We start from the raw sequence: 25,723 nt of genomic DNA on the forward strand, positions 1-25,723 counted from the left end.
TTTTAAGTCACATAATAAGAATTTAACGTAACAAGTAACTATTCAGGTATTAACAATATTTAATTTTATTATTAATGCCTGAATAGTTACTAAAAAAATATTTGTTATTTGTACTCTATACTTTCATTCTAGCCAATGCTCCACCCAATTGCCTTTTTTCTAACATTTATAAATTCACTATAAATTCAATTTTATATATACTACTCTTTAGTGTTTAATCCAGTGCAGGGAATAGCAGATGACCTTTTATTTTTATTAACATATAACTTAAGAAAAATGCAAATTAAATCAATTTCTATCCTCTTGGATAATACATAATTACTAAAACTCCAATAAGTGCGATAGCTCCTCCAATTAAATCAAACTTATCTGGAATAACATTATCTATTTTCCATCCCCATAGAATTGAAAGAACGATAAATATTCCACCATATGCTGCGTATACTCGTCCAAAACTGGTACTTGGTGGTTGTAATGTTGGTATAACTCCATAAATAATTAATGCTACAGCTCCAACTAAACCGTAACATATACTTTTACCATCTCTTAACCATAACCATACAAGATATCCTCCGCCTATTTCAAATACTCCTGCTAATACAAAATAAAATATTGATTTAAATATTTCCATAAATAATTCCTTCTTTGTTTTTAAAATTAGTTCGTAATACCTTTACGATTGTGATTTAATTGATATAAAAATTGTACCACATTTTTTCATATACTTTCACAGGTATATAAAAAGTATAGGTATCTTTAACACTGCATTATTCAATTATCAAATAGCATCTATACATTCAAATTTATTGATTTATACATATAAAATTTGATTTACAAACATAAAAACACCCCAAAATTCATTTCTGAATAATACGGTGCTTTAGCAAACTATTTATTATTTACTTAGTTTGAGGCGGAACATCTCCTCCTTGATCTAAATAGTCATATCCATTTGGGAGTACTCTAAACCTCCAATAATGCTTTCCCACAGTTTGGGTACAGCCATTATAGTAATATCCTTTAGTATTCCAAGTTTCAATTAATGTAATAATATATGTTGGTTTATCTGATTCATCTACTTTTGTTTCAAGCTCTACTGGTATACTTTTATTTTCAACATTAACAGACGTTTTAATCTTAGTTGCTGATTGAGGAAATTGTAAATTACCAACTTTTCCTGAGATTTCACTTGGATCTGAGAATAACATAGATAAAGCATCGCTTGCATTATAATTAATTTTTGTGCACCTATGTCCATCTTTATCACTAAATTTTAAAATGACGCCATATGAACTGCTAACTCCAGGTATTTGATATATATATCCCCCATCACTGGTTTGTCCAATTTTTTGCCCATTTATTGGTCCACATCTGCCATCTACAGCATATACTTGCTTATTCCACACAATTTTACAAGGAATACATGTATGGCTATGGTTAGGAATCGTATCTGATTCAGGATTATACCATCCACCTGTAACACTTTCTTTCCATTCTTTTAATTGTTCCGTATCATTAGGTCTAGATGGATAGCCATAATATGTAAGTTCTTCATTAGAAGCTGTAAATGGATTCCAATCTGTTGGAGGTAAATGGGCAAGTATATCTTCCTGACTTTGAGTTGAAAAAACTTTAGTAACCGCCTCTAAAGCTGCTCTTCCCTTTAATGACTTAACATTCTTATTTATAGTTATTTTATAAACTTCACCAGGTGTATATTTGACTTTAGGAGTTACTGTAACTGTTTTGCAATCATTTTTCAAGCTTAAAATAGTATCAATCATTTTTCCGCTAGAATCTGTTATAGTTATATTATTATATAACGTTTTATCATCGATTTTCTGATTAAACTTTATATTCCATATTTTATTAATAGATACACCATTTTGTTGAGGCAGTTCCTTAGCATAAACACAAGTATATGCACAAAATGGCAACATCAGCATAAATAAAGATGCAATTGTAATTGTTTTTAAATTACTCATCACTAGTATACTTCCTCTCACTAAATTTAACTATATATGAAAATTATAACATACAATTCATCTTCATGCTTTCATCAACTTAATTATTATAAAATATTTTTAATATCACATTATTCAATTTTCATTTTACATCCATTTTTATTTTAGCAGTACCTTCTATTTAACATATCTATAATTTCCTGACCCCTTATACCTTTTCCTTCCTCTACTCCATCCTCATAAGCAGCCTTTAGTAAATACTTTATTAGTTCACAGTTCCACTTATTATTCAAATCTACAGTAATATTACTATTTTTACCAATTTCCTTTTTACCTTCTTCTATCAATTCATCAAAATACTTGTCCTTCATTTTTTATTTTCTCACCTTCCTCATAAAAAATTATGCCATGTAATTATCGTCGTATTATTTTAATACTATATGTAAATAGTATACCTTTATAGTATACTGTCTGGTACAGTTTTTATTGCCAAGTTTTCAAACTCTCTTTTGAATTTTCCATATTGGCTTTCAAGGCATACAACTACTAATTTAAATTTATCTGTTCTATTATACCTATTTATCATCTGACTCTGCTTTACCTTTACTATTTTCTCTCCATCATTAGTTACCAAAATAACAACCTGTCCCTCTTTTGTTGTATAGTCGGCATATGCCCAATCAGGGGAATCATAGTCCTCATAGAGATATCCCATAACCTTTTCTTCTATATTTTCACTGCCTATCTTTCTAATTAAGTCAAAACCAAGATCTTGCCATGGAATTATAAGCTGTTCTTTTACATTCAAAGACACAAGGCTTTCATTATACAGATCCATAACCGCTTTATCTTCAGCTAAAAGTATTACCCGTTCTATCTTTCCTCCCTGTGACTTACTTATTATTTCTTCTCTAATTTTCTGTATATATCTCTTTTTTAAACTTACGGCTTTATTTATATACTTTGTGCTTGTAATTCCACCTAAGTTATAAACAAAATAGGATTTGCCATTTATCTTGCTTACTATTTTTCCATAGTACTTATCTTTTCTTTCACTTATAATATCACTGTCCTTTAATTCCCAACTTGGATACGTATTATAAATTGTCTCAAGCTCTATAAGTACCTCTGCTATTTTTCCAATACGTGTTCTTATATATTTTGCAGATGCAACATCCCTTATATGTTCTATTCCTAATTCATCTTCCAGATACTTTCTCCCCTTTACGCCAAGGCTGCAGTATTTATTATTTTTTATAATATACTTTGCATCAGCTAACTTTTTCCTCCTACGTACAGGATATTGAACTGCACTTCCATATATTTTATCTATTGTTTTATTATTTAGAATTCCATATTCACCTATCTTTTTAAGCAGATATTCATCTCGTCTTTGAATCCTAATCATAAGTAATTCCTTCCCATTCTTTTACTAATACAATTTCCTGTTTTATCATTGAGCTGCATCCTTTTTAAGCATTATTTTATATATTAAAAATACCTTAAATATAATTTATCAATAAAAATCAATTAAGTGCCTTAAAGCATTCTTTTTTCAATCTTGAAAGTCAAGGAACTGCAAGGGTTTGAGGTGTTTTTTGTATATACATATTTAACTTGCACAAATTGAAGTCATTTCTGTATACCTTTTTGATCCCGCAAACCCGCATTTTTAGGTAAGCATTTTTAAGTGGTTTTTGTATACCTTTTTGAGGTTAAAAAATGCCCTTTTTAATAAACTCAGGCATATTGTCATCTCCAAATATATACAATTCCATGTGTGGATTTTTTCTATCAAGAAACCCTTCCATACCGTATTTAACAATTTTAAAACTGTCATCTTTTATTATATTAGACTGCCTTATACCATCTAAAAAAGGCTTAATAAACTTATTATCCATATCATAGGGAGTTACTGGATTATAGCATTTAAGCCATACAAATACCCTTTCAAAATGAAGGTTATAATTTTTTAAAACGTCTTTGGTTTTATACTTCCACAATTCTATAAAATAGCCAACTGCCTCATTTCTAACTTTAGTATAAACAGTTGGAGGCACCTCAGGCACATAGACTTCTATGCGGGTTCCATTATATTCTGAAGTCCAGTTATTTTCCACAGCACTTCTAAATTTTTTCTCATATTCAGGACTTAAAGCTAAAGATTTCACCAATTTAACATGCTCTGCAGCACTCTTATACAAAAACATTCTAAACCGTTCCAGTGATTTAATCATATCTATCATTTCTTTAGTTTTGGTGTCACTCTCAAAAAAAGTATCTATATATTCTATCCTTTCTTCTTTTCCCATAGTACATAACCTCCTTCACATATAACACAAAACTAGAATTTAAATATATCTTCAACTGCACTAGACCATTTATCCTTGGCCTCTTCCGATTCCTTATCATATAAATTAGTTTCAATACCACTACTTTTTATTTCAATACCTGAAGACTTTAGTTCATCAATTTTTAAAAGTACTTTCTGTATGTCTTTCTCTACATTATTTAAAACATTGACTTTATCCTTATTTTCTGCATAAAAATTAAGAGCTTCCCTGGTTAGATCTGACCTTTCTTTATTTGTAGTGCATCCAGAAAATAATTTTCTAATCTTATCATCATCAGGATTTTTTCTTATCCTAAACCTTACAGTAACATCCTCAGAATCTCTAATAACATTTTTCATATTTTTGACCTCTTTCTTCGAAACGTTACACAGCAAAGCTTTGATTATACAAAGTTTAGATGCTCAATTAATATTTTTCGTTACGAAATGATGTATGGATATTTTCTTAATCGTTACATCTTTAATAATTAGTTCTTATAAAAACCTTTATATTACTGAATTAAAGGTACGTTACACTATTCTGTTACGATTTCATTGTAACTATACTAGTAACGGCTGCAATATCAGTTAATCACAGCCGTTACAAATTATATTTAATGTCTAACCTTAGATTTTAGCTCTGCAAGTTCTGCAATCTTATGATATCCAAGTGCATTTCCCATTTGAGAATCCTTATCCAGCTCTAATTTTAGAGATTCTGAAACAACTTTCAAGTAATCAAACATGTCTATACTTCCTCCACCAGATGCAAAAACTGCATTAAAATACAAGATTATATCTGTCCATTTCTTTGTAATCTCATTAAGTACTTTTTCAGCCCTATACCTTTTTATGTCTTTAATGTCTTGTGAAAAATCAAGCTGCTCTCTGTTAAAATACACTTTCCCTGTTTGAATTAGTCTCAACAAATTACTATAAATAAGTTCAGCGCCATGCTTTTCTTTAAATAGGGTGCTGACATCATTCTCTATTTGAAACATCCCACCATCAATAGTGCCTGAATATTCAGGAACATACTGCGGAAACCCTGCATCATCTATACGAAAAACGGCGTAATCAACCGTTTTACCTCCCCATTCTATAAGCCCAATATAGCTTCCTGGTATAGAATACTTTTTTATATTTTCCCATACAGCCGCATATATAGCTGCAAGACCCTGGGGTACCAGCTCAACCCGTTGGAATTTAACATGCTTTTTTACATTGTATTTCGGTATCTCAACAGTCAAGTTATAATTTAAGAGCATGTCCCTAAATAAGCTTTTTTGTTGAGTGAAGCTTGAAATAGGCAATCCCGATACTAAAAATATATCTTCTTCTTTTTCTGGAAATAATAAAGATGAAGCTGCTGCCAAACATATTTTATTTTCTATACTGTTACATTTGTTATCTAAAAATGTTGACCTAACATTTCTTTCATTTATGGCTGCATTTCCAACTTTAAATCTTTCCTTATACTTTCCGTTTGAAATAGTTATATATAGATTATTTTCGATTCCTGTATTTTGGTACTGTTTAGAAAAAAACTTTTTAATATCACTATCAACTCTTGAAGATTTATCCTGGGCAATAATTGAAGAAAAACATACTTTCTTTCCATTGTCAGCTACACCTTTTGTATATTTATATCCTAAATCTAATCCTATCTTATACATATCCAGCCTCCTAAAATATATTTTCTCTTTTTGAAAGTTCTCAAATAATATGAATTGAATTTACCAGTATATCTTCCTGCATGAAATTAGGGAAAGATATATATTGCCTAAGATCCTTGTAAATGGGATGGTCTTCTTTCAAATTCACTATATACTGAAGGACATTATTTGCCATTTCAATATCATCCGGCTCACTTATAATGCGTTTGAATTTTTCATCTTCAATTAATACTAAACTTGAAAATCCTCTTATGAAATTTAAATAGAATTGTTCAAAATTAACAGTACCTTGTGATTGTAAATACAGATGTGTCCTTTCTATGGCCATGTCAAGAATGGCCTTGTTTTTCTTCGATAATTGTTTTTCCATGATATGATTACTTTCCTACAGATATTTTTCTCTTAAACATAATATCCGTCTACATATATTATATCAGGCTTATCCTGATGAAGCTAATCAAAACAAGTCAAAATGAAATGTATACGTAAATAATTTATGGGACTTCATAACATAAAAAGCCCTACAAATTTATCTACTATTAAACTCAACTTACTGATTCTTTAGCTATGTCTTCTTCTTTATACTTAGCCATTACAGCATAAGTTATAGCTGCCCTTGCTTCCCTTGAAATAGGATAAGCAATATTCTTTCTTAAACCATTTTTTCTTACCCGTGTTGGAAAACCTAAAAATGTTCCCTTACTTCCATTTATAATCCTTATATCATCCAATCGTATGCTATCTTCCAAAGTAACTGCTACATAGGCAAGTACCTTACTATTTGGATTATCTTTTAAAAGAGAACCTGCTTTTTGATATTCTAATATTTGATATTTCCAAGTGTTATCACTCCTCATATATGTTTTATAATTCTTATATAGAGTAACATACACACGTAATTTAATTTATGTCTTATTATTGGATTATTTATTGGGTAATTTCGTGATATTTTCTCAGTATTTTTTTGAAAAAAATAAGGCCTGCTATAATAAACAAGTCTTGATTCTAATTCAATTTTTTTTGTTTCAATTTTTCCTTAAATTCTTCAATAGAATTACTTTTAACTGCATCCTCAAATACAGAATTCAAGGTATTCTCGTCCTCTATCTCCTTTATTGTACTCATATAGGAAGTATCAGAAAATTTAATACCAAGCAATTTCTCCAATCCCTGTAATAATCCATCCTTGCGTCCTTCTTTTAGTCCTTTTTCTATTCCTCTTTTTTCTACAGCAGGGTCATAAAAAGATTTTATCATCTTACTCACCTCTTCTTCTATATTTTCATTCTTACAATAGTTTTGATTCAAATACGCCATAAGACTTTGAATTGCTACCAGCATACTGTTGAAATCATTATCCAGAACTTCTTTTTCATTATTAAGTTCAGATATCTCTTTTGCAAGCCTGTATGCCAGATCTTTAGCTTTTAATAATATCTCTTCAAAATCTGTATCACTGCTTCCCTTTCTTTTCTTTATACTCTCAAATACTTTCCTAAATTTAAATATTTGAAGCGGCAGCAGTATATATAATTTTTTATCAATCAAATCTCTATCTGTATACTCCCAGTATTTCATTACAGGAACAGTGTAATTAACTTCTTCCCCACTTGGAAATACAATTTTAAGCTTTAACTCATTTTCTATTTTTGAATTTTCTTCTATAAAGATAACCAGCTGTTTTGGAAAATATACTACTTTTGTATTATTATCCAGTATACTATCTTCTTTTCCTATATGGAACCCATACTGAAACATCCTTATAGCCATTGATGTATCATTTTTAGTCTGGAACTCGATATGATATACTGTCTTCCTCTCCTTACGAGAAAAATTAAGTATTAAGTCTGCTTTTATAAAATCATAGTTGAAATCTTCAAGCGGAAATTCTGTTTTTCCTGGAATGACTATAACATCATCTTCACTATAATCTACATCAAACATCTGATTTATGAAATTTATAAGTACCTGGTGGGATGTTGAAAACAATGTTTTTAAGATTCCATCTAATTTTACTTCTTCGTTTTTTATCATGTCTTTTCACCTACTTTTATTATACCAAATTTTTAGATAATTTAGGATATAATTTTATTAATTTCAATACACTTGATTTTCTAACTTTTCAATTTAGCCTCCCTTAAAATCTGTTAGCCTAGCAGCCAATACCAATTGTTACTTATAAAAGCATTAACTAAACTCCTTTTGCTTTTAATATGTGGTACTTTAAAGATAAAAAATAAGGAACTACTTAAAATTCAGTAATTCCCTACATCTCTATCCTATAGGTGTCGTATATATTCCCTGATATACATTTCCTTTTATATCAAGCCTAACTGTAGTATCTGCTGTAATATATCCGTTGGTTTCTATAGCATGAATTTTAATTATATACGGATCTCTTATCCTCACACCATCATCTTTTATAGTTACCATAGTAGTCATAGGTACATAGAATTCTACTTTTTCAGCATTGTATTTCCATATCTCCCCATCATAATATCTTGCCGAAAGTGTTGGTATTGACTGCATGTACCATTGCATATAAGAACTTATAGGACATAGATTCAAGTTATCTTTTAGAGCTCTATTGAGACCTTCTCCTGTGGTATGGCTAATTTTATCTGGAAATGTGAATTGAAGTATAGCTGCTGAAAAATATTGTACAGGACTTCTATATATAGTCCCTTCATAATCCTGTCGATATTTCCAATGAGATACCCAATGTGAACTATGACGGTGGTGTACCCAGTGTCCGAAATCATAGGCTTCTTCTCCTTTTCCAAACAAAATACCATAGAAACCACCTTGATTGTAAATAACATTATTCGGTGTATGTGAGTCCTGCCACCCCCTGCTATCAGTTATAGGACGCCTATAATCATCAGAAGATGTATTAACTGTAAAAGTAACAAGCTGTCCCTCTTTTGCTATTGTTGCTCCTGTATCCGGTGCCTTATGGGGTTCATTTTTTCTATACCATGTAGCATCTACGGTAGCATTTACTGTAAGTGTAGAACTTTCGTCTCCATAAATCTTATCTTTGGCATCACTTTTCAGCACATAGTAAGCAACAAGGGTTGTACTCTTGCTTATCGAAACATTGTTGCTGCTATCAGGTTTTACATTATCACCTTCCATCACTCCCCAATGGTCAAATTGCCAGTGGCTTTGTGATGGTGCCTTGGTGCTTGCAGATTGAGTAATTTTATAATCTGCTTTACCATCAGTAAGACTCTTATTTTCACTTATGGTACCGTCAGTTCCACTTGTCTTTCCATCTAATGTAACTGTTCCAGCATCTCTAGGGCTTACATCTACAGTAAGATTTACTATACCGCTATTTGGAGTTGTTGGAGTGAACTTAAATCCTGCTTCCAAATACTGAAATACAATTTGTCCTGTACTAGGATTACAAAGATAGACCTTAAGGTATTTTTCATTTTGTGCATCTTTTTTTGCATCACCTGTAGGTGCACCATCAAAACCTCCTATTGTAAGTGCAGGAGTACCAAACTGTATATTTGTTTCAGCATGTGGATTAGCATTACCTACTTTAGTTGATAATGCTAGTTTTACAGCTCCAGTGAAATCATTGTTTTTTAACCTTTGGGAAATTGAAGCTTCAACACTAGGATTTATAGATCCATCTGATGTTAAAGAATACTTACTGTCTAAGTTGTTATCAGGCTGCTCTGGATTATCATAAACATTCTCAGGCAGCTCTTTTACAAACCTTGCAGTTTGTGCATAGCTTGTACCTCCTATTCTCACCATATCTGTACCAGTAGTCCCAACACCAGTGAGTGATGAAAATACAGCAGCTCCACCATTTGCCCCTGTACCACCAAGGAAAACCGCATGTTTGGCTTTTAAATTGGCTAATTTTGATGCTAAACTGGAATCCTTAGAACTTGAGAATAGTATAGGATATTTACTACCATAAAGAGTTGCTATCGCTTTTGCATCACGCAGATAATATAAAGGTTCAGTAGATGCAACATATACTCTATCGCTGCCTTGAGAGAATAATAGATTTGCAAAATCCACAGAATCTTCTTCCTGAGAAGACTGATTGCGGTTACCTACCTCGGAGTCGATTAACGGTCCATAGGTGCTATTATACCAGGCTGAGGATTTCTTCTGACAATTAGCATCTGTAAAATAAGTAGTATTCAGATAAAGGTGTTCATTAGAAATTCTTTTATCCCCTTCAACTTCTGGAATACTTGGATCGCCAACCGGTTTGCCATCTGCAAGTGAATCCACAACAGTATATGAATTATAGTTCTTATCGTAATTATCCATATAATCTTTTACGATATGTGTTGTACCTTCGTTACCGGCAGAAGGATCATTTTTGACTGCTCGGTCCAAGCTCTTTTTTAAATTATTTGAATTTAAAAAAATATCGTTTTTATATATTTCCCAATTACTATTATGACCATTTGCACTAGTTTTTGTCCCTACCACATTAATAATTGCTATTTCCGCTACACCAATACATACAAGAAGTGATAAAATAGTTTTCTTTATAGTTCTTTTTTTCAATTTTAGCATTAAACTTATACCTCCTTTCGCATTTATATTTTTACTATAATTCAAATCTACTTTTAAAAAATTTGATTATTTCTTATTTATTTTTGGGGTTATTATTGTATCTTTTCTTAAATAAAAGATAAGGAACCAAAGTTTTTAACTTCAATTCCTTATTTTTACCTATTCAATTTATTTTTTTACCATCTGATACAATCTTTATATTTTTAGATATTGTAGAAATATCCGATTGATTAAAAGTACACTTTTCTAAATAAAGTCCCTCAAGTTTATAAAGAGAATTTATTGCACCAATATTTTGCGGCAATTTGCCACCTTCTAAATCTAAATCATATATACCACTAAAATATTTGATATCAGATAAGTCATTTATCTGATATCCACCATCACTACTATTCTGATATAAAGTTAAAGACGTAGCTTTTTTTGCATCAGCAAGGGTTATATTAGTTTTACCTAATGCTTGCTCTGCATCTCTTTTAAACCCATCATCAGCAAATGGTATTATATCCGAATCTTTCAACCCATTAGGATTAGCTGGTATGTTCTTATTTAATATAGCTGATATCTTAGAAGTCATACTGTCTGACATTACCTGAGTACCGCCAAAGATTAACCCTCCCGACAAATGATTCTGAGTAGAATCAACAGTATAAGGAAAATCTTTTCCATTACTTAGAACTAATTTATATCCTAGCTTTGCAGCTAAAGCCGAACCTGAAAGTGCATCAGGGAATATAGTATCACTTGCTACAGCCACACCATTATAATTTTCTAAAAACCCTTCATCCTTTTTAAGTTCAGTAATGTTATTACAGTTATCTATATTGAATAGTGAAAGATTACCATTATACAAATCACCTTTTACTTCCAAGACTTTACTTCCACCTATAGTATCTATACTTTGGATGTTTTTATCTCCTGCTATCAAATTTTCTACATCATAATTTAAAGTATCACCATCTGAATATAATATTGCTGTATTTCCTGCTGTGCTTGCAACACTCATAGCATACTGAAATTGCTTACCCGTTGTTAATATGACGCTTGTATCTGAACCAACCTTGTCGTTAGTGCTAGGATATTTGTTCCACAACTCTTTTGCTATTTGAATAGCAGTATCATATCTAGTTTGTCCCGCTATCCTAGTTACATTATATCCTTTTGCCTTTAGTCCATCTTCTATGCCTTGTGATACAACCCCTGTTCCACCAAGAATTACAATATTTTTAGGTGTAAGACTTGTTATTTCAGCCCTAATATCGTCCGGTAATGCTGATACTCTAGTTAAAAGTATAGGCGCATCATAAGCATGTGCAAGTGGTGTACCCGCTATAGCATCTGCAAAATCATTATTATTTTCCGCTCCTGCTATAAAAACCGTATCTGCTTGCTTCCATCCGTATTGTGCTATCTTGGCAGAAGTATCATATCTATCCGTTCCATCAAGCCTTGTTATATTACTTGGAGCTTGTACCGTTTGCGTATCTGCTTTTACAACGTTATTTGTTGAAAATTTAGTCATTCCTAAAAGTGATATGCATACAGCTACTGACATTATTATTGCCATTAATCTTTTACTTTTCATCCCATTACCTCCAAAATAGTCGCCACTAGATGCTAGTATTTTCTGTCTCCCTATAATTTTATTATACTATCCTGCTTTTGCCATATCAAACGAAAACAGGCTACTATAACATACTTTTATTGTATTACAGAAAAATTTTCAAAAATTTGATTATTATTGGGTTATTTTCGGAGTTATTTTTTGATAAAAATAAAAAAGCTACTGCACTAAATAATTAATGCAACAACTTTTTTCAAGTTACTCAATCTACAAATACAAAAGCCTCCTTAAATTTTTAGTATATATCACAATACTCATCAACTTTTAGATAGTACTCCAAAAGGTTATTGGACATTAGGAAAAGCTATACAAGCTACAAAATGGCTTGTTGAAGAGAAACTTGAATTATCTCCTAACTGTATTAAAGGTAATGTAAAACTAAATAGTTTCATTACAAATGGACTAAGAGGAATGTTGGTAATGTGTTTTGGTAACTCATATAAAAAGAGCTTTAAAAGCTGCATATACTGAATTAGAAATATAGCCTTTAAGGATACTATCTTAAAGGCTTTTTGCTATTCTTATATTATTTCGCTAAATCCAGGTTTAGCGATTATTAGAGAAATTATTTATCTATGGTTATGCTCTTAGCAGTTTACTATATGATTTTAGACAATAAAATTCTATCTGCCCTTACCTTCTACTTTTGAACTTTATTACTTTGCTTTCAATTCTTTTAACAACTCGCTGAATCCATCCATTGCTACTTGCAAATTCTCAATAATAATTGTATCAATATTATAGTTTATGTATAGTGGAAACGAAAGGTTTTATCTCCTAGTAATAATACTTAATGTTTCCTACCACCGTATCACCAAACATATCTAATTTTAACTATTTTCTAATTCCAGCTATACCAATACTCTTAGCTGTTTTTCCTTTTAAGCCTAACTATACTCTCCACGTGTGTTTTGGCTGTAAGATGATACAAATACGCATTAAGATTGATTTTGCGTAAAGATGTACCCCCTTTAAGCAAGGGAGTTGTAAATACATAAGGCTTATACTTTTACGCAATAATATATCATATCATAGAGCTAACTGATCTTTAAATTAACTTCAATCATCTTGTCATCAGTTATAAAATTGATGACATTCTATGCTGTATTTTATTAAAGAGTGCTAATATATTGTCTAGCTTAACCTAATAATAAACGAGCTTAAATTCAGAATATTACCTTTCTCTTCTTTATCTATTAATAACTTCCAACGTTCCTTATTTCAAGTAACCTGCAAAGGAGCTCTATCCACTAATTTTCTTCTTATTAGCCTCACGTGACTCATTGCCACAACCTTTGATTTTTTCCAATCACTCGTTCTCTTTTGAAACGCCAAGATAGATCGTCTTATCATGTGCATTTAATTGCTTGTTAAACTCTGATACATCGAATTTCAACTTAGCTCTAGATTTCCATACACCATTTTCGATTCCAGTATCTGTTCTATCGCATTGTGCGAGTAAACAAACCTGAACTACTTTTTAACGATAAAAAATTAAGGTTCCCAGCAATCGGTGATTATCACCGAAAGTCAGAAAACCTTTTATTTAAGCAATTTTGCAGCCTATTTATTTATCTTTGCGTGACATCAACACCACATACTCCATGGGTCAACTTAATTATTTTTAAACTAATTCTTCTAGCAAACGAACTGTATGAAATCCCTGTTGCACCGCATCAATGATTTTGCCTGCCTTAACATTATCGCCTATTTTAAACACTCTCTTTCCTTTTTGTTCCAACGAATCACTGAGAGTTGTGTCTGCTTTATAGCCAACAGCAAGCACTAGAGTATCACAGGGAACTTCCTTCTCTTCACCGTCGATAGAAACCTTGACCTTATCTTCATAGACAGCAGTGAGCTTTGTACCAGTCATCACCTTAATATTAGATTTAGCAATCATATCTTTAATTGCCATGTCGTTATTCGGAGCATGTACAGCTGTAAGGAGCAGTTGATCCAGCATCTCAACAATGGTAACATCTTTATCTTCACTATCAAGCTGTAAAGCTGTTTCGCAACCCACTAAACCGCCTCCTAAAACTACTATTTTATGTCCAGTTATTCCACCATTTGAAAGAAGATCAGTAGCTTCTAAAATATGTCCCTTTCCATTTCCATTAAGGTTAGGAATAATAGGCTTAGAACCACCAGCAAGAATAACTACATCCGGATTCTTTTCAAGAATATTTTCTAGGGTAGCTGCCTTTGCTAACCTCACTTTTATATCATGCTTGTTCACTTGCGCTATCAAATGTTCCATATATTTCTTCGTATCGTTTTTGAAATAAGGTGCTCCTGCTGCTTTTAGAGTTCCACCGAGGGTATAATCCTTCTCCCAAAGTTCTACATCATATCCTCTTTTAGCAGCTGTGATTGCGGCCATCATTCCTCCGGGGCCACCTCCGACAACTAATATGCTCTGTTTCTCTGTCGCTGGAGTCAACTCGTATTCCTCTTTTGAATTATTAGTTGGATTTACTGAACAGACGTCCCATTTGTTTGTAAAGCCTGCATATATACATTCGTTGCAACCGATACATGGAATGATATCATTAAATGCTCCAGTCTTTGCCTTTCTAGGCCAATGCGGATCTGCTATAGATTGATGACCATGTCCAATCAGCTCTGCAAGTCCATCAGCTACCACCTTTTCAGCTAACTTAGGCGAGTTCAATTTACCCTGTACTAAGAAAGGAGTTTTAATACCAGCCTTTTTCAATGCTTCTGCAATGTAGAGTTGTAAACCTTCCTCTTGGTAGCAAGTAGTTACCGCATTGAACCAGTTTTCATAAGTACCCATATCTATGTGTAACAAACAAAAACCTTCATTATCCAGCATTTTCACCATTTCAATGCCTTCTTCCAATGTTCGCCCTCCATCGAAGTGATGATCTGGTGTGATTTTGATAGCGATTGGATAATTCTTACCGCAGTACTTCCAAATTGAATCTCGCAATTCAAATAATATTCTCATTCTGTTTTCTGGACTTCCGCCATATTCATCAGTACGATTGTTCCAATTAGCGCTTAAAAACTGGTCAATCAGGTATCCACCATATGCATGAAGTTCGACCATATCAGCGCCCGCGTTCTTTGCCAATAATGCAGAATAGCCTAATTTATCTACCAACCATTTTACTTCTTCTGTTGTATATGGTTCACAAGTGAGATTGGTAAACCAAAAACTCGGATTATTACTTGATGACTTTGGTGCCGTAAATGGATCAATGAATGACACTCGACCAAGTCCAATGGTCAACTGTACGGCAAGTTTTGCCCCATATTGATGTAATTTATTTGCTAAAAGTGATAGACGCTGGCCGTGGCGAGGAGTTTCCAAAAAATTAGATTCACTTTTTTCAAATTTGCCTGTTACATATTGGCCTGAGGTGAAAATTAATCCATATCCACCTTTAGCCCGCTCAACATAATATTCAATTTGATGATCTGAAATTCCACCATCTGCATCAGGGGAGCCATACCCCATAGGACACATAACCATTCTGTTTTTTAGCTCTACATTGCCGATTTTTACCTTTTCAAATAATGTTGCCATTTAATGAACACTCCTTTATTATGTATTATTTAGTCGCTTGCGGAATTCCGCAAGCGTTGATTCACCTAACTTTTTAGCCGTTGGACTTTTATATTTTCCTCCACTGTGAAATAATAATTGTGACCAAACAATGTAAAAATTCAAAGAGGAGGAGAACATTCATGTTTTGTCTTAATAAATTTAAACAACTTAATATTTTTGAACAGATATCTGAATTTAAAAACATGATTGCTAAACAACCCGTAGGGTTTGTTAAATTACTTGCCGATAACTTTGATATCAGTGCCTTTATACCAAATTCATTTAAAGAACACTATTATTCTGATTTAGGAAAAGATAGAGAATATGAGCTTCATTCTGTATTATCAGCTTTATTAATCATGCAAATATTTCATATACCTACCACTGTTTTATTAACGATTTTCCTTGTGTTTTCTACTGAATTAAGGGAATTTTGTGGTTTCTACAAATCTGTGCCTGATGAATCTTTTTTCAGCAGATTCAAAACTACATTTGAAAGTGATATTGCTAAATTATTCAATTCAATGGCTCTTAAAGTTATTGATATCTGTGAAGATATCAATAATAATCTTCCAGACGATTCACCTTATGAAAACCTTAATTCTGCACTTATATATGATACTTCTGGCTTAAAACCAAGAGTTAAAGAGAATAATCATAAAACACTTGTAGCTGAAGTTAACAGGCAAAAATCTTATGCTAAAGCTACAAATAAAAAAAATTTCAATCCTTATGCTGCCGCATATGAGAATATGCCTAAATTTGCACAAGCTAACCCAAATATTAAATTAGACTTTGTTAATGGGCATTTCAGATACTTCTACAAATTCGGCCTTTTAACAAATGGTTGGGGTATACCTTTAAGTATAAAACTCTTCGATGAAGGTTTTTATGAATCAATAGGTAAAAAAGAATTTGATACCCCTGAAGAATAAAAATATTTTTATGATAATGCTTCACTAAAGCCTGTAATTGTACCATTTTTAGAAAAGTTACAAACTCATTCTGACTTTAAATTTAAAACATTTTTAGGTGATTCAGAATTCGATAGTTACGATAACTTTGGCTTACTTAAACATTTAGAATTTGAAAAAGCTTTTATTCCTCTTAATCCTTGTAATCAAGGCAATAGTAAAATTGGAGATTTGGAATACAATATTGAAGGTATTCCTCTCTGCCCTTTAAACAGGGAACCTTTTAAGGCTGATGGTCCATGTAAAGGTAAAAATAGAAGCTTAAGATTTAAGTTTACATGCCCTAAATCTCGTAGAGATAAACAAGGTAAATGCTATCATACATGTGAAAATCCATGTACTGATAAGAAAAGTGGTCGTATGACCTATGTTTATCTTAACAAAGATTTTAGACTTTATCCTAGTGTTCAAAGAAATTCTTCAGAATGGGATGAAACTTATACTATTCGTGCATCTATTGAACGATGCTTATCTTCCTTTAAGTTTAATCCATGCATTGAACAACCCAAAACTGTAAATACCACTACTATGCGTACTGATCTATACTTAACTGCTATCTCTAAACTTATAAATGTTATACTGGCTTACGCCATGAATAATATAGAATATATTAGAAGTATAAATAAACTCCTTAAGATAGCTGCATAATCAACATATCCACAATTAAATATCGAGCCAACATGCTACGCATGCCTTTTTACTAAAAGGCTTTTTGTCGTGGTCTTTTTCTCACACTTCTAATTTAAATCTAAAAAGTTATCCACATCTTTTAATTTTTAATTCTGCAATCATCTATATGTATTATTTGATGTATGGTAGTGAATTATTAATTCTAAAATGCAAAAGGAACTATACACTTCTTAACTATATCTCTTGTTATTATTTTATCATTATCATTGAACATTTCAATTTTCAATTTACCTTTAATGTTTATATAAAATTGACATTTTAATATATTTGTAACTCAAAGCCAAAGGGTAAGTTTTTATCTTGTTATTTTTCAAATCTATTTAACAAAAGGACTTTTATAGTTTTTAATGTTCATCAAAGTAATTAATACGTATTGTATTGTCAATAAATAAATATGGGTTATGTAAAGAAAAGCCCCCTTTGGTTTAGTAGAATTGTCCAGATTCTAACCAGAGGGGGGTTGCAATATTAAATAAGGTAGTATAAAATCATTATTCGTAAAATTTAACCAAATTCTTTGGCATGCTCCTTGACAAATATTCTGCCAACTCTCTTGGAGACATGTCCATTTGTTTTTGAATCCACTCTATTATTAGATTCGTAGCACCTATGGAATAGAGTTTTATCGAAAATAAAATCTCTTCATTTAATCTATCCTTACCTATATGTGCTTTGCAAGCATTGACTATTTGATTATTAAAAAAAGCAGAAAAAGAATTGGGTCCATCTAAGGTAACGATATGCTTATAAAAGTTTTTATATCTTAACATCGACTTTAAAGAGATATTAAAGCTCTCAAGAACATCTTCATTTTCTTCAAATATAGCTATTGATAATTGATTCCTTTCCGTATGTAGCCAATTGACTAAATCTTGGATATCAAAAAAATGGCGATAAAATGTTTGTCGTGATAAACCACTCTTTTCCATGATATCTGAAACGCATATTTTCGACAATGGCTTTGCTTGCATAATAAATTCCAGGGCATCGGCTATCCTAAGCTTTGTATCATATCTATTAACCAATTTCATAGGCTTACCTCCATCAAGATGATACATTCTTAATAAATTATAACTCAAACATATATGTCAAGCATTACTATGTATGCTTATCAATTTCCTTCTCATAGTTTATTATCTAATGACTCATCAATCATTCTAAGCTTTATAAAATTTCCTGGCAAGGCTTCAAACATATCCGGATAATTACAAATTTTTTTATAAAATCTATTGACTTCTCATAGCTGGCCTCTGCTGCCAAATTAACCGCAACGACCTTTTTGCAAGAGATAAAATCCTGAGGGATGACTAACTAAAAACACTTTATCATCTTATAAATATTATAACATGTAGAATTAATTATTTCCTTTCACTTCGGAAAATAACCACTTAAAAATTATTGAGAGCTAAAAAGAATTATGAAAACTCCTATAGTTATAAAAGGGGCAAGTGCAATGCATCCCTTTCTATCTCTCAAGCAATTATAAGCGCAAACTAACCCTGATAATAAAAATGTAACAATAAACACTTTTATAAAAAGGTATAACCCTAAATTAAGCCCTGCAAGTAAAAATATATCTGCATCCCCCCATCCCATACCTCCTCTGCTTAAAATCACAATAAGAGCTGCCATGATAAATCCAAGTATACCTGCAGTTATATAATCATACACAAAATCATGCTGTAAAAATATAAATACAACTGAAACAGCTATTGCCAAATAGCTTACAGCAGAATAGATATATTGTGTCCTATAATCTATGATTGAAATTAAGATCAGAAATGAAACTAAAATAGAATATTTGATATACGGAATGCTAAAACCATATTTTATAAATAACATCACAAAAACAAAAGCTGTGACCATCTGGAGTATATATTTAAATACTGTACCTTTCCTCTTATTGAAAATACACTTTCTTAAAATACCCAGGTTAACATTATCCTCCTTTATCATAAAAACAGAGAGCCAATACATTAAATTGCCAATATATATTCCAATGCATAAACTAAAGACTAAAATAAATATATTAATCAACTTTACCACCCCGTTAAAGCAATTGACAGGAGTATTGTTATGCCCCTACCAATTTTATTACTTAAGTAATAAAACCTTATCATAAACAGCCTGTTTAAGTGCTCCCTGAAGTACCTGATTGCGAAGTTTATCAATTTTAAAAACGGCATCACTTACTGAAGCCTGCAAATTTGAATCACTTTTACTTGTGTCAGATGAAAATGACTGAACTTTTGAAACTGCCTCTGCTGCTTCTTTTTCCTCCTCAGAATTATTATCCTGCTGTTCTTTTTGCTGCTGCTCTTTTTCTTGTTGAAGTTCCTCCTGTTCTCTTAGAAGTTGTTTCTGCTTATTAATTCTCTCTACCTCAGAATTATTTTCATCTATTTTTAACTGCCGCTCTTTTTCCTGGTTCTGCTTTATATTTTCCCACTTGTCCCTGCTTGACTTGAGCTCAGAGCTTCTTTTATCCAGCCGGTCTTTATACAGATTTGCCTTATCAACATCTATAATTTGGCCAATCAAATGATTTATACTATCTCTTAAGCTGTCTATGGTATCAAGGCTTTCTACACTGGTATAAGATTCTGATTCATATTTCTGAAGTAATCTTTCTATCTCCTTTTCCCTTTGAGGTTCAGATTCTCTATAATTAGCTTCCAATTTTGCTCTAGCATCAGCTTCAGCTTTTTTCTTTTCATCTTCTATTTCGTCAAGGATCGGTTTTGAAAACATATCCTGCACCCCACTGTCATAATCAACCTTTTCTCCGGTTTGTGGATTTATATATTTATAAACCACAGTATCCGGTTTTTCAAAATCTTGAGGCTTTAGATTCTGGTGAATTTTATCCATGTAGTCTTTCCATATTTGCCCTGGATAAACGGCTCCATATAGGTTGTTTATTTCCTCCGTCATATCTGCACCTATCCATACAGCAGTTGTGTAGAATTTAGTATATCCACAGAACCAACCGTCCTTATTATTTGAGGTTGTACCTGTTTTACCTGCAGCTATTTGTCCATTCGCAAGGGCTAACTTGTGTCCTGTAGCATAATCCTCCGATAATACACCTTTTAAAACATCAGTCATCATATAAGCAGATTCTTTAGTATACACTTTGTTCCTGTCAAGAGTCTTCTGATCTTTAACAATAATAGATCCATCCTGATAAGTCATCTTTTTTATACAGGTAGTTTCCGTATATTCTCCATCATGTTCAAGTGTCGAATAGGCACCTGCCATCTCAACAGGAGAAACTCCTTTTGTAAAACCTCCTATAGCTGATATTGAGTTATAATCTTCTTTACATATTCCAGTGGAGTGCATGTTTAAAAGATATTGCATAAGTTTATTTGTTCCAAGCCTTGTCATTAATATATAAGGTATTGTATTTAAAAACATTTCCGCTGCATATCGAAGCGTTACACTGCCAAAATAAGAATGTTCATCATTTTGTGGACCTCCAGGAATATACTGATCTGTAACTCTTGACAATGGGTGATATTTGTTATCAAAAGCTGGTGCATATACAAAAACTGGCTTTATTGCAGAACCTGGCTGTCTATATGCTAAAAATGCCCTGTTAAATTCATCATCCGTTCCTCTTCCCCCAACTATAGCAGCCACATATCCTGTAGAATTATCAATACTTACAGCTGCTCCTTGGACATTATATTTATTTGTGTTAGAATCTTTTCCCGTAAAGGTAGACAGCCCCGAATCTATACTATCCTGCAACTGTTTTTGCTTTGACATGTCAATAGACGTATAAATAGAATATCCCCCAGCTCTAATACGTTTATCATAGTCTGAATACATATAACTGTATTTTTCTGATACTTAGCTTTATCTGCATCATCTTTAAATTTATACTTGAATTGAAATCCATCATACTTCATAAGATCCTTTGCTGCATTATCTATTGCAAAAGAAGTTACATAGTCACCTTTTGCTACTGGTAAACTTAAAGGACTTAAAACAATCTCCTCTTTAACAGCACTGTCATACTGAATTTTATCTATATACTTTTGCTCAAGCATTACTTTTAGAATTAAATTTCTTCTCTCTAACGTATTACCCTTATTATTTATAGGATCATATTTGGATGGGTTATTTGGAATGGCAGCCAAAAATGCTGTTTCAGATAAGGTTAAATCTTTGATATCTTTCTGGAAATATCCTTTGGCAGCTGTTTCTATACCATAATTCCCTCTGCCAAAATATACATTATTCAAATAGAACTCTAATATTTTATCTTTTGAATATTTGTGTTCAATGTCCACAGCTAGTAAAACTTCTTCTATTTTTCTATCCAGACTTTTCTTGTTTGAAAGAAACACATTTTTCACAAGCTGCTGCGTTATCGTACTCCCTCCCTGTACAGCCTCTCCCTTATGTCTCATCACCTGGATAAGCGCCCTGGTTGATCCTTTTATACTTATTTGCCCCATGTTTTCTAAAGTCTTTATCTTCTACTGCTATAAAAGCACTTTCAGCATTATTTGAAATATTTTTAAGCGGAATGTAAACATGATTCTTAGAAATAAGCTTACTTACAACTTTATTATTTTTGTCATAAATAGTTGTGTAACCCTTTCTTTCAAAAGTCGAATCATTTATAAGCTGCTTTTTTTGATTTACATCTGAGAGAATAGAATCTATTTCTTTCTTATGAGTGCCATATGTAATTCCTACAGTTGTAACTATTAACCCAAGTATCACTGCAGAAACAAAAATTACTTTTTTATGCTTCATAATTTTGCTCCTTCCTTGTTAATTTGTTTTTCTAATACATCTTTGAATGAGTTAACTGGTTTGGGCTTTTCCTTCTTTATACACTGATTTGATCTCTTATGAGATAAGTTATTATGTGAAATGAGATGGCAGCAAATAATTTTGTTATATAGCAAAATATTCATCTCCCTTAAGAATCATTATTTTTTTTGTAACTTTTAAATCTGAGATTTTATACTTGATGAATTTGAGAATTTCCTTTTTAGTTCCTATAAGAGATAGGATATGCGGATTAAAATTAGAATTGTACAAACACCCTGAATGTAATAATTCGAAATAGTAATCTATAGAATTTAAGCTTTTAACAGTGATAATTATAGTACTTATATCACTTAAAAAATCCAACTTTACATGACTTTTATCACAGGATTTCTGTATATATATAATAAGTTTATGAATTAACTTTTCTACTTTCTTTTTATCTTTTTCATTTTTATAGCATATAGCCATAATAATATTTTCCATTTAAGCGTCTCCCATATTGAGTTAATATTTACTTCAAAATACATATTACTATATCAGGAGGTATTTAAATTTTGTTTATTATTGTGTGTTTTTTGTGCCTAAAAATTAGGATAAATTCTATTATTTTTTATTATGGTCATACTATCAAGTATTTTATAGTTTTCAAAATATTTTACTCTAGTCACTTATACATCTTCACTAAACTACCATTTTCCCAATGTAAAAGCGCCGTAAAATTTTTAAATAATACGGCGTTTCAGTAAATTATTTGCTTTCTAATTGTTATGTTAAACAACAATAATATGAATTATTTAGATTTAATAGTTGAGTAAAAGACAGTGCCTAAAATAATAATTCCACCTAAAACCTCCCTTAAAGTTGGTATTTCTCTTAATAAAAAAGCAGCAAAAATAATACCATAGACTGGTTCAAGACTTGATATAATTCCTGCTGTCTGCGTTTTAATATTCTTTAAACCGCTTATGAATAATGAGTGAGAAATTCCAGTAAAAATCGTACCCAATATAATTAGTAATAGTACCTCCCTAATATGAAAAACAGGTTTTTGTAAAAACAAAAAAGGAATTAATACAATTGTTGCCACAAATTGTTCATAAAAAGCAATTACGAAACCTGAATATTCTTTTACATATTTTCTATTAAGCATTGAAAGAATCGCATAAGTAAAACCAGATATTATTCCCCAAACAACCCCTTGGGTCAGATTACTTTCGAGTTCAAACTTTGGAATAACAAACGCTACACCCAAGAACGTAATAATTGCAATCACAATGTCTGACAGTTTGATCTTCTCTTTAAAAAAACATGGTTCAAGAAAAGTAACAAAAACAGGAAATGTAGAAAATGTAAGTAATCCTATTGCTACTGTAGACACCTGTATAGACTCAAAAAAAGTACTCCAGTGGATTGCTAAAATCACACCCATTACTAGCAAGTAAAAATAATGCCTTTGTTGTTTTAGTTTTATATCTTTTTTGAGATAAAGCATTATAATCAGCAAAAAAATACTTGCAAAGAAAACTCTCCCAAGGACAATTATCATTGATGGTAATAATAACAATTTTCCAAACAAGCCTGATAAGCCAAATAAAAAAACTGCTAAATGAATCTCCATCAAACTTTTGTTTCTTATATTCATGTAGTTACCTCCCCCACAGCCTAAAGGTTGTTTTATAAATGTGAATTTTTCAATTAACCACTTTTCACAAATAAAGTCAAGCAAGTATTATATAACTATCATCATTTGTAGTAGGTTAATTTAGGTCTCTACTCATGGAAGGTAAAGATATTTATGTCTTTTCATCTGTAACATCTCCTAAATTCACAAAATAAACAAAAATATTATATGGACAAGGGAGGCAACTGTCCTTAATTCTCATAATTATTTAAACTTTGGCTTAACAAGTAAAAAACTTATAATACTAATTCTATGTAGTTTTTTATATTAAATCAAATACATCCATTATTTTAACAGAATACTATTCGATTTTCAACGAGTCTTTCATCCATATATTAACTTACACGTCTTTTAACACCTTTAAATCAATTTCTAAATATCTCAGCTTAAGTGCTTGTGCGTCCTTTTCCGCTGCTCAGATTCATACCATTTAGTATCCTCAACTTCATATAGGTTCCGTCATTATTCAATACTAAAAAATCTACACTTTTTATCTTTGACTTCAATATCCATCTTTTTTATTACGCAAAATAAGCACCCTAAATGACGGATGCCTATCTTACAACAATAATTGTGGATCTAATTTTTTATACTTTCTTGTGGCAGTTGCACTTAAGTTTAACGTGCCCTGCAACTACAGACACGAGGAGAATAATTACTTTTACTTTTCTTTCATATATGTAAATACTTTATTTTCATTTCCGCTAAGGCTATTTCCTTAGGACACTTATAAGTATATATGGTATTTGTTACGGTTTAATGTCATACAAGTAAATTATTTATTTACTTTTTAAATATCCTGTAAATAATATAAGAATAAGTGCCAACTTTAACCAGTACTTATCTTTATTTATACAACATATTAGATTTTATTTATTTTGCTATTTAGTTTTTACTTTGAACTGCTACTTCCTTACTCAAAAGATATAAACAATATTGATTCATACTTGTACCTTCCTGTTTTGATTTCTCCATTAATTCCTTATGCAATGATTTAGGCATTCCCAATTTAAATTGTCCTAAAAAGTTTCCTTCTTCTAATAGCTCTAGTATTGGTATACTATCTTCTAATACTGCTTCTATCCAGCTTTTTTTGTATCATTTAAAAGATTTACTCCTTCGTCAATCGTTATCCTGCCACAAGTAATATACCCCTTCAATTCTGGGTACTTTAACACATATTCACCCTCCTCATCTTTTATAATTATTTTCCTAAACATCCAGTGACTTCTTCCACTCTTAAGAGGTTTACCTACATAACCATAACTCTCTAATACCTTTTTCTTATCATTTGAATGAACAAATTGAAATAGTAATCTTTTGAAATTATAATTATATTAGTATTTATATATGTGATTTATCGGTTTTGTTGGTTTAATATCATATATCAAATTATATACATGTACTTTAAACTTGTTAAATCATTCATTTTCTTATATTAACCTTCGAAGGTACACATATAGTCCCTTCAGGTAGATTTAAATGTCCATTATTATCTAAGCGATATTCCTTACCATCTATTGTAAATACTGAATTTTTTGTAAATCCAAACCCAAGCTTTAACCAGTTTTCTGTATTATAGCCTTTTCTAAGATTTTCAATTTCTTCATTCGTATATATCCACCCACTATTATCTAAAAGCAATATGACATAAAAATATTTTAATGTAAATTTGTTAAATAAATGCAAATAAATATTATATTTGAAGACACTCGAAAAATAGAGGTTCAACCACTACTTTTGTGAATAATTAAAAATACCATTAATTGCATTACCAATGTACTGGCAAAAAAATTGAAAAGCATCCGATATCTCCTTTATGATTATCTTGCAGAAAAAATCAAAATAAGG

The 25,723-nt window shown here is 31.4% G+C and carries 24 protein-coding genes; 2 read left to right on the forward strand and 22 right to left on the reverse strand.

Features of this window, described 5'->3' with window-relative positions; all coding sequences use genetic code 11:
- Nucleotides 1-295 precede the first annotated feature (295 nt).
- The 13 genes from WY13_RS05205 to WY13_RS05265 all read right to left on the reverse strand — a co-directional run bounded on the left by WY13_RS05205 (nt 296) and on the right by WY13_RS05265 (nt 15,712).
- Nucleotides 296-631: a YnfA family protein gene (locus WY13_RS05205; RefSeq protein ID WP_063554652.1), complete on the reverse strand. Its 336-nt coding sequence runs from the start codon at nt 629-631 to the stop codon at nt 296-298.
- Nucleotides 632-899: 268 nt separating this feature from the next.
- The gene (locus tag WY13_RS05210) at nt 900-1,985 is read right to left on the reverse strand and encodes an Ig-like domain-containing protein (RefSeq protein WP_063554653.1); all 1,086 of its coding nucleotides are present in this window, start codon (nt 1,983-1,985) and stop codon (nt 900-902) included.
- A 143-nt stretch (nt 1,986-2,128) separates the two neighbouring features.
- Nucleotides 2,129-2,335: a hypothetical protein gene (locus WY13_RS05215; RefSeq protein ID WP_063554654.1), complete on the reverse strand. Its 207-nt coding sequence runs from the start codon at nt 2,333-2,335 to the stop codon at nt 2,129-2,131.
- Nucleotides 2,336-2,421: 86 nt separating this feature from the next.
- The gene (locus tag WY13_RS20385; protein WP_082848391.1) at nt 2,422-3,372 is read right to left on the reverse strand and encodes a hypothetical protein; all 951 of its coding nucleotides are present in this window, start codon (nt 3,370-3,372) and stop codon (nt 2,422-2,424) included.
- A 307-nt stretch (nt 3,373-3,679) separates the two neighbouring features.
- Entirely contained in the window at nt 3,680-4,276 is a 597-nt protein-coding gene (locus WY13_RS05225) for a hypothetical protein (protein WP_063554655.1), read from the reverse strand.
- Nucleotides 4,277-4,308: 32 nt separating this feature from the next.
- Nucleotides 4,309-4,656 carry a hypothetical protein gene (locus WY13_RS05230; RefSeq protein ID WP_063554656.1) on the reverse strand — a complete coding sequence of 116 codons (348 nt, stop codon included), beginning with the start codon at nt 4,654-4,656 and terminating at the stop codon, nt 4,309-4,311.
- A gap of 254 nt (nt 4,657-4,910) precedes the next feature.
- Nucleotides 4,911-5,972, reverse strand: a complete 1,062-nt coding sequence (locus WY13_RS05235) for a ParM/StbA family protein (RefSeq protein WP_063554657.1) — start codon at nt 5,970-5,972, stop codon at nt 4,911-4,913.
- 40 nt (nt 5,973-6,012) lie between these two features.
- Nucleotides 6,013-6,342 (reverse strand): hypothetical protein, encoded by a 330-nt coding sequence (locus WY13_RS05240; RefSeq protein ID WP_063554658.1) that lies wholly within the window; start codon nt 6,340-6,342, stop codon nt 6,013-6,015.
- 175 nt (nt 6,343-6,517) lie between these two features.
- The gene (locus tag WY13_RS05245) at nt 6,518-6,829 is read right to left on the reverse strand and encodes a SpoVG family protein (protein ID WP_082848392.1); all 312 of its coding nucleotides are present in this window, start codon (nt 6,827-6,829) and stop codon (nt 6,518-6,520) included.
- A gap of 148 nt (nt 6,830-6,977) precedes the next feature.
- Nucleotides 6,978-8,006, reverse strand: coding sequence for a hypothetical protein (locus WY13_RS05250; protein WP_063554659.1), 1,029 nt, complete (start codon nt 8,004-8,006; stop codon nt 6,978-6,980).
- Nucleotides 8,007-8,246: 240 nt separating this feature from the next.
- Nucleotides 8,247-10,529, reverse strand: coding sequence for a hypothetical protein (locus WY13_RS05255; RefSeq protein WP_063554660.1), 2,283 nt, complete (start codon nt 10,527-10,529; stop codon nt 8,247-8,249).
- Nucleotides 10,530-10,692: 163 nt separating this feature from the next.
- Nucleotides 10,693-12,114, reverse strand: coding sequence for a cell wall-binding repeat-containing protein (locus tag WY13_RS05260; protein ID WP_063554661.1), 1,422 nt, complete (start codon nt 12,112-12,114; stop codon nt 10,693-10,695).
- A 1,663-nt stretch (nt 12,115-13,777) separates the two neighbouring features.
- Complete coding sequence (locus tag WY13_RS05265) at nt 13,778-15,712, reverse strand: NAD(P)/FAD-dependent oxidoreductase (protein WP_063554662.1); 1,935 nt, start codon at nt 15,710-15,712, stop codon at nt 13,778-13,780.
- 161 nt (nt 15,713-15,873) lie between these two features.
- Between WY13_RS05265 and WY13_RS05270 the strand changes: the two genes are divergently transcribed.
- Both WY13_RS05270 and WY13_RS05275 read left to right on the forward strand, forming a co-directional pair.
- The gene (locus WY13_RS05270) at nt 15,874-16,668 is read left to right on the forward strand and encodes a transposase (protein WP_063554663.1); all 795 of its coding nucleotides are present in this window, start codon (nt 15,874-15,876) and stop codon (nt 16,666-16,668) included.
- Nucleotides 16,669-16,878: 210 nt separating this feature from the next.
- A complete protein-coding gene (locus tag WY13_RS05275) occupies nt 16,879-17,355 on the forward strand; it encodes a hypothetical protein (protein WP_063554664.1) in 477 nt (158 codons plus the stop codon).
- A gap of 533 nt (nt 17,356-17,888) precedes the next feature.
- On the opposite strand, the gene WY13_RS05280 is transcribed toward WY13_RS05275, so the two are convergent.
- From WY13_RS05280 to WY13_RS21480, 9 genes are all read right to left on the reverse strand, one after another.
- Nucleotides 17,889-18,428 carry a TetR/AcrR family transcriptional regulator C-terminal domain-containing protein gene (locus WY13_RS05280; RefSeq protein WP_063554665.1) on the reverse strand — a complete coding sequence of 180 codons (540 nt, stop codon included), beginning with the start codon at nt 18,426-18,428 and terminating at the stop codon, nt 17,889-17,891.
- A 364-nt stretch (nt 18,429-18,792) separates the two neighbouring features.
- Entirely contained in the window at nt 18,793-19,353 is a 561-nt protein-coding gene (locus WY13_RS05285; protein ID WP_204377943.1) for a prepilin peptidase, read from the reverse strand.
- A gap of 138 nt (nt 19,354-19,491) precedes the next feature.
- A complete protein-coding gene (locus WY13_RS05290) occupies nt 19,492-21,171 on the reverse strand; it encodes a transglycosylase domain-containing protein (RefSeq protein ID WP_063554667.1) in 1,680 nt (559 codons plus the stop codon).
- Nucleotides 21,138-21,818: a transglycosylase domain-containing protein gene (locus WY13_RS05295; protein ID WP_063554668.1), complete on the reverse strand. Its 681-nt coding sequence runs from the start codon at nt 21,816-21,818 to the stop codon at nt 21,138-21,140. Before WY13_RS05295 ends, WY13_RS05290 begins: the two co-directional genes overlap by 34 nt.
- The gene (locus WY13_RS05300; protein ID WP_063554669.1) at nt 21,808-22,170 is read right to left on the reverse strand and encodes a transglycosylase domain-containing protein; all 363 of its coding nucleotides are present in this window, start codon (nt 22,168-22,170) and stop codon (nt 21,808-21,810) included. The genes WY13_RS05295 and WY13_RS05300 overlap by 11 nt, the downstream gene beginning before the upstream one ends.
- 144 nt (nt 22,171-22,314) lie before the next feature.
- Nucleotides 22,315-22,674, reverse strand: a complete 360-nt coding sequence (locus WY13_RS05305) for a hypothetical protein (protein WP_063554670.1) — start codon at nt 22,672-22,674, stop codon at nt 22,315-22,317.
- Nucleotides 22,675-22,981: 307 nt separating this feature from the next.
- Nucleotides 22,982-23,833 (reverse strand): DMT family transporter, encoded by an 852-nt coding sequence (locus tag WY13_RS05310; protein WP_063554671.1) that lies wholly within the window; start codon nt 23,831-23,833, stop codon nt 22,982-22,984.
- A gap of 924 nt (nt 23,834-24,757) precedes the next feature.
- Complete coding sequence (locus WY13_RS22265) at nt 24,758-24,874, reverse strand: hypothetical protein (RefSeq protein ID WP_431602437.1); 117 nt, start codon at nt 24,872-24,874, stop codon at nt 24,758-24,760.
- Nucleotides 24,875-25,297: 423 nt separating this feature from the next.
- Nucleotides 25,298-25,516 carry a hypothetical protein gene (locus WY13_RS21480; RefSeq protein ID WP_204377944.1) on the reverse strand — a complete coding sequence of 73 codons (219 nt, stop codon included), beginning with the start codon at nt 25,514-25,516 and terminating at the stop codon, nt 25,298-25,300.
- Nucleotides 25,517-25,723 lie beyond the last annotated feature (207 nt).

Source organism: Clostridium ljungdahlii (assembly GCF_001636845.1).
Lineage (GTDB): Bacteria > Bacillota > Clostridia > Clostridiales > Clostridiaceae > Clostridium_B > Clostridium_B ljungdahlii_A.